Source organism: Bradyrhizobium sp. (assembly GCF_035484855.1).
GTDB lineage: Bacteria > Pseudomonadota > Alphaproteobacteria > Rhizobiales > Xanthobacteraceae > Bradyrhizobium.
The window spans coordinates 1-5,097 of record NZ_DATHOP010000084.1; the positions used below are offsets into that span (position 1 = coordinate 1).

The 5,097-nt window shown below is 61.8% G+C and carries 4 protein-coding genes; all 4 read right to left on the minus strand.

All coding sequences use genetic code 11. From position 1 onward, the window contains the following. On the minus strand, positions 1–509 hold a 509-nt coding region (locus VK804_RS09520), incomplete at its 3' end, for a TRAP transporter large permease subunit (RefSeq protein ID WP_325370284.1). Then, on the minus strand, positions 509–1,081 hold the full coding sequence (locus tag VK804_RS09525) for a TRAP transporter small permease (protein WP_325370286.1): 573 nt from the start codon (positions 1,079–1,081) through the stop codon (positions 509–511). The genes VK804_RS09520 and VK804_RS09525, both read right to left, overlap by 1 nt. A gap of 285 nt (positions 1,082–1,366) precedes the next feature. Then, positions 1,367–2,371 (minus strand): TRAP transporter substrate-binding protein, encoded by a 1,005-nt coding sequence (locus VK804_RS09530; protein WP_325370288.1) that lies wholly within the window; start codon positions 2,369–2,371, stop codon positions 1,367–1,369. A 270-nt stretch (positions 2,372–2,641) separates the two neighbouring features. Continuing rightward, positions 2,642–4,201, minus strand: coding sequence for a 2-isopropylmalate synthase (locus tag VK804_RS09535; protein WP_325370290.1), 1,560 nt, complete (start codon positions 4,199–4,201; stop codon positions 2,642–2,644). Between the last annotated feature and the right edge of the window lie 896 nt (positions 4,202–5,097).

Here is a 5,097-nt window from a genome sequence, read left to right on the forward strand (position 1 = left end):
AGCGCGCCGATCGAGGTGTTGGTGGAAACGCCGTACAGCACCAGGATGATCGAGGGCGGCACCAGGATGCCGAGCGCGCCCGATGTCGAGATCACGCCGACGCCGAAACGCTTGGGATAACCGTGCTCGACCATCGCCGGCATCATGATCGATCCGATCGCAACCACCGTGGCAACGCTGGAGCCGGAGATGGCGGCGAACATCGCGCAGGCCGCGACGCCGGCAAGGCCGAGCCCGCCCGGCAGATGGCCGACCAGCGACGTCGTAAACGCGATCATCCGCCGCGCAACGCCTCCGCGGGTCAGGAAGGTGCCGGCGAGAATGAAGAACGGGATCGCCATGATGCCGAAATTGTCGAGGCCGGAAAACAGTTTCAGGCCGACGCTTTCGATCGGCACTTCCGTCATCGTGAACAAAAACGTCAAGACGGTGAGGCCGAGCGAAATCGAGATCGGCATGCCCGTCAGCATCAGTGCAAACAGCAGTCCGAAAATGAGAGCGGCGCTCATTACGCTTCTCCCATCGCGATCGGCGCGTCCTTGGACACCTCGATGCCGTCGACGTTGGTCGCGTCGTGATGCGGCAATTCGTCGGTCCAGAAGTAATGCCAGCACACCTGAAGGAAGCGGAAGCACATCAAGTAGGAGCCGAGCGGAATGCAGCCGTAGACGATCCAGCTCGGAATCTCGAGGTCGGGCGAGACCTGGTCGGTATTCATCAGCTCGAAGACGAACTTCGCCCCCATGGTGCCGACGATGGCGGTGAACAGCGCGCCGCCGAGCAGCCCAAACAGGATGACGCCCTTGCGCCAGTGGTCATTGAGCCGCTTGATCAGCACGTCGACGCCGACATGGATGCCGGTGCGCACGCCATAGGCGGCGCCGAACTTCGCCATCCAGATGAACATGTAGATGCAGAGTTCCTGCGACCAGGCGAGGTTGATCCAGAACAGGTACGGATAAAGCACGGGCACATCGACGAGAAAACGATGCACCACGGTGACGAAGGTGATCAGCGTCGCCGCGCCCATCAGGCTCGCGATGATGATCTCCTCGAGCCGGTCGAGAATGCGTAGAAACATTTAACTTGCCCCCGTCATGGCCAGACAATTTGAGGCCACGCTCTTTGGTCTTGCCCCACCTCACCCGCTTGCCGCTTCTTATCCCTCCCCCTTGCGGGGAGGGTCGGCGAGCTCAAAAGCGCTCTTGCGCTTCATAGCGAGCCGGGGTGGGGGTCTACAAACATCACTCCGATCGTCCGTTTCAACCCTGACGCCCCCACCCGACCGTTGCTTCGCAACGGCCACCCTCCCCACGCTTACGCGGGGGAGGGATAAGAGCGCATCTGGTTGTCGTGGCTGACCGCCTCAATTCATCGGGCTGCGGCCCGTCTCCTTCAGGAATTCGTCAATCAAGGGCTGACCGACGCGTGAGGCCACATCCTTGTAGACCGGCATCATCGCCTTGCGCATCGCCTCGTCCTGCTCAGGCGTCAGCGTCACGATCTCGGTCTTGCCGGCCTTCTTGATCTCTTCCAGCGCGTCGTCGTTTTCCTTGGCCGACTGGTTGTTGCCGTAGTCGGTGGCTTCCTTCATCGCTTTGGCGCAGGCGTCGCGAACATCAGCCGGCAGACCGTCCCAGAACTTCTTGTTCACGACCACGACATAGCCGATATAGCCGTGGGTGGTGACGGTGGCGTATTTCTGCACCTCATGCATTTTCTGGGTGTACATGTTCGACCAGGTGTTCTCCTGGCCATCGACCACGCCGGTTTGCAGCGCCTGATAGACATCGGAGAACGCCATCACCTGCGGGATCGCACCTAACGTGCGGAACTGCGCTTCCAGCACCTTCGAGGACTGGATGCGGAATTTCAGGCCCTTGTAGTCGGCAGGCGCGACCAGTCTCTTGTTGGCGGACATTTCCTTGAAACCGTTGTCCCAGTAGGCAAGACCGGTCATGCCCTTGGCATCGAGCAGCTTGAGCAACCGGGCGCCGAGCGCGCCATCGGTGACTTTGCGCAGTGTCTTCAGGTCGGGCAGGATGTAAGGCAGGTCGAACACCTCGAACTCGCGGATCCCGATCGGACCGAATTTGGAATTCGAGGGCGCCAGCATCTGCACCGCGCCGAGCTGCAGGGCTTCGAGCTCTTCCTTGTCCTTGTACAGCGTCGAGTTCGGATAGACTTCGACCTTGACCTTGCCGCCGGTATATTTTTCCGCCAGTTCCTTGAATTTTTCGGCGGCCTTGCCCTTGGGCGTATCGGCGGCGACGACGTGACTGAATTTGAGGACGATCGGCGACTGCGCCGAAGCCGGTCCGACCAAAGCCAATGCCGCGATCGATGCCGCAGCCAGGATCAATTTACGCATGTAACCTCCCGCGTATTAGTGGAGCGCGGAGCCCCTGCCCCGACACTCAAATCCAGCGGCACCAATACAGAGAAGCGGTGCCAATTGCCATTGCCCTTTTAGACCCGTCTGGAACAGGCTTTGCGGGCTTGCTGCAGTGCAAAACGCGGCGCCGAGAGCGCCGCGTTTTGGGTCTTCGATCGTCATTCCGGGGCGATGCGAAGCATCGAACCCGGAATCTCGAGATTCCGGGTTCGCGCTACGCGCGCCCCGGAATGACGGCAGAACGGATCACCCCGCCGCCGCCGCGGGCACGTCGCGCTGGCGCTTCATGACGATCTTGTTGAGCGCGCCGAGATAGGCTTTGGCCGAGGCCACCAGCGTGTCGGGATCGGCGGCACGCGCGGTCATCGAGCGGCCCTCATGGGCGAGCCGCACCGACACTTCGGCCTGCGCGTCGGTGCCTTCGGTGACGGCATGGACCTGGTAGAGTTCCAGCTTGGCCTCATGCGGCACCAGCAATTTGATGCAGTTGAAGACGGCGTCGACCGGCCCGTTGCCCTCGGCTTCCTCGATCCTGATCTGGCCGTCGACATCGAGCTTCATGGTGGCGCGCTGCGGACCGTGGGTGCCCGCGATCACCGTCAGCGAGGCCAGCTTGATGCGGTCATGGGAGGCGGCGATCTCCTGGTCGACCAGCGCCTCGATGTCCTCGTCATAGATGTCCTTCTTGCGGTCGGCGAGCGCCTTCATCCGCACGAAGGCGTCTTCCAGCTGGTTGGCGCCGAGCTTGTAGCCCATCTCCTCCAGCTTGTGCACGAAGGCGTGCCGTCCGGAATGCTTGCCGAGCACCAGCGAGGACTGCTTCAGGCCGACCATTTCGGGCCGCATGATCTCGTAGGTCGAGGCGTCCTTCAGCACGCCGTCCTGATGGATGCCGCTTTCATGCGCGAAGGCGTTACGGCCGACGATCGCCTTGTTGTACTGCACCGGGAACGAGGTTGCCGCCGACACCAGTTTCGAGGCCCGGGTCAGCTGCGTGGTGTCGATCTTGTTCCACCACGGGAACTTGTCGTTGCGCACATTGATCGCCATCACGACTTCTTCGAGCGCGGCATTGCCGGCCCGCTCGCCGATGCCGTTGACGGTGCATTCGATCTGCCGCGCGCCGCCGGCGATGCCGGCCAGCGAGTTGGCCACCGCCATGCCGAGGTCGTTGTGGCAATGCACCGAAAATACCGCCTTGTCGGAATTCGGCACCCGCTCGATCAGGGTGCGCATGAAGGCGGTGTATTCCTCAGGCACCGTATAGCCGACAGTGTCGGGAATGTTCACCGTGGTGGCGCCGGCCTTGATCACGGCCTCGACGATGCGGCAGAGGAAATCCATCTCGCTGCGGGTGCCGTCTTCCGCCGACCATTCGACGTCGTCGATGTGGTTGCGGGCGCGGGTGACGTTGGCGACCGAGGTTTCCAGCACCTGCTCCGGCGTCATGTTGAGTTTCACCCGCATATGCAGCGGCGAGGTCGCGATCACCGTGTGGACCCGGCCGCGTTTGGCGAATTTCACCGCTTCGGCGCAGCGGTCGATATCCTTCGGATGCGCGCGCGCCAGGCCGGCGATCACGGCGTTCTTGGAGCGCCGCGCGATCTCGCTGACGGCCTGGAAATCGCCTTCCGAGGTGATCGGGAAACCGGCCTCGATGACGTCGACGCCCATGTCGTCGAGCATTTCGGCGACCTCGAGCTTCTCCTCGAAACTCATGGTGGCGCCGGGGCACTGTTCGCCGTCGCGCAAGGTGGTGTCGAATATGATGACGCGGTCCTTTTCGGACTTGTTGACGGTGGCCATTTCGAAAATTCCTTCAAGATGATGCGCGGCTGTCTGCGCGCGGATGGGTCTGGTGATCTCGCGCAACCCCTGAGTGCCCAGGCTCAAAAAGCCCAGACGGCCCTCAGGGGCAGATAAGAAGCAGCAGCCCGCCGAGACGCCGGGTGGGCAAGGACGCAGCCGGGATCGCCAAGGGATCGGCGGCGATGGCCGCTTTCCCCCGAACTCCGAACATTTGGCTGCGAATCAGCATTGCCAGACCCTTTGGAAGCCCGATTCTCGGCCAAAACCATTGACGGTTCGTTGCCGGAGAGGCGCTTCCGTATTCGTTCTAGACGACAAATGCGGGCCGCGGCAATGCCAAAAGTGAGTCAGTCGGGCTGACATAGTTTGCGTGGGGCCGCCGACACCGTCAGTGCGGGCCGACGGGCCGCACGAAGCGTCGCCCCATATTCCGATGTCATTGCCCGGCTCGACAGGGCAACCCGGTAAGCCGCTGCTTCTCGATCCAATCACTGGCCTCTTTGGAATACTGGATCACCCGCTTGCGCGGGTGATGACAAGTGAGATCGTCATTGCGAGCGAAGCGAAGCAATCCATCTTTTCTTTCTCGTTGCAGCATGGATTGCTTCGCTGCGCTCGCAATGACGTGGAGACATAGGTTCGCATTCTCGCCGCCTGCATTTTTTGCGCGAGGCATCCTTTTAGTCCCGCCCCCCAGTCAAAGGGCGCAGGGAATGCCGGGCGCTCGATGCACCCGCAGCCTCGCGTACGATAAAAAACAAAGTACACGAGTGTAGTCACCACAGGTCACACCGGTATCACCCGGCATTCCCCACGCAATGGTTTTAACGGCTGCTACGTGCTCGCCCCGGTGCTTCGGGCTTGTTGGCCACCGTCGCCCGCGTGCCTTAACG